The following is a 1,566-nucleotide window of genomic DNA, read 5'->3' on the forward strand; positions in this document are numbered from 1 at the left end:
CGCGCCCCGGCCATGACCGCGCGGTCGGTCTGGTGGGCCATGGGCTCGGCCTGGCGGGCGGGCGGGGTGGCCCGCAGGGCGGCCGCGAGCACGTCCTTGCGCGGGGTGTCGAGCCGGTCGGCGGGCTGCGGGCCGCCGCCGTCACTGACGGCCGCGAGCTGGAGGGTGCCCTCGGTGAGGGTGCCGGTCTTGTCGAAGCACAGCACGTCGGCGCGGCCGAGCGCCTCGATGGTGCGCGGATTGCGGACCAGGGCGCCGAGGTCGGCCAGCCGCCGGGCGGCGGCGAGCTGTGCCGCGTTGACGAGGAACGGCAGGCCCTCGGGTACGGAGGCGACGGCGAGGTTGACCGCCGAGGCCAGGTTCTCGGTCAGCGGGAGGCCGTGCAGCAGCCCGGCGCCGGACACGGCGGCGGCCGATCCGATCGCGATGGGGACGCTGGAGCGGGTGAGCGCGGTGAGCCGCGCCTCGACGCCGGTCACGGGTGCGGCGCGGCGGGCGGTGGCCAGGCTGCGGCCGACCTCGGTGGACGGCCCGGTGGCCACGACGATGGCCTGCGCGCGCCCGGCGGAGACGGTGGTGCCCTCGTAGAGCATCGAGCGGCGCTGGGTGATGTGCGCGGCGACCACCGGCGCCGGGTTCTTGGCCACCGGCAGGGATTCGCCGGTCAGCGAGGACTCGTCGACCTCCAGGCCGTCGGCCTCCACCACCCGGCAGTCGGCGGGGACCACGTCCTCCGGGCGCAGCGTGATGATGTCCCCGAGAACCAGGTCCCCCGCGGTGACCAGGCGTTCCGTACCGCCGCGGCGCACCCGGGCGCCGACCGCGGACCGGGCGAACAGCTCGGCGAGCGCCCGCTCGGTCCTGACCCGCTGGAAGCCCCCGACGAGCGCCGAGGTGGCGGTGATGGCCGCGACGAGGGCCGCGTCGGTGCGCGACCCCACGGCGGCGGCGAGCGCGGCCCCGGCGGCGAGGACCGGGGTGAGCGGGTTGGCCAGCTCCTCGATGAACGCCGCCGGGAGGCTGGTGCCGGTCGGCTCCCCGGTGCGGGTGGGCGCCTTACCGGCCCGGGTGGCGGCCTGCTCCGGGGTCAGCCCCTGATCGGGGTCGGCCGACAGGCGCTCCAGTACCCGCGGGACGGGCATCAGATGCCAGGGGGTGGTGGTCACCGGGGGCACCAGCGGGCGGGAGAGCAGCTGCCGGGCGCGCCAGTTGCCGAGGCCGAACGCGATGGCCCCGGCCGTGGTGCCCGCCGCCGCGCCGCGCGCGGTGGCCTGCGCCCGCGGCGCCTTGAGGGCGGCGACCGCGCCGATGCCGCTGCCACTCGCCGACAGCAGCGCGCTCTCCCGGTCCACCTGGGCGGCCACGCCGACCGCGTCCACGATGATTCCGGCCGACTCCAGGTCGGCGCCGACGAGCAGATGGGCGCCCCAGGCCGGGGGCTCGCCCTCGTGGTGGATCCCGACGCCGCAGTCGGACGCGCCCAGGGCCCGGCGGTTCCCGGACAGCAGCATGACGATGGCGCCGTCGGCCTGGAGAGCGCGTACGGAGGCCACCAGGCGGCGGCCC

The 1,566-nt window shown here is 77.8% G+C and carries 1 protein-coding gene; it reads right to left on the reverse strand.

Annotated features, from left to right (window positions below):
- Positions 1 to 1,566: HAD-IC family P-type ATPase (locus tag EEJ42_RS31650; protein ID WP_148082082.1), on the reverse strand; the 1,566-nt coding region annotated here is incomplete at both ends.

This window comes from Streptomyces botrytidirepellens (genome assembly GCF_003721215.1).
Taxonomy (GTDB): Bacteria; Actinomycetota; Actinomycetes; order Streptomycetales; family Streptomycetaceae; genus Streptomyces; species Streptomyces himastatinicus.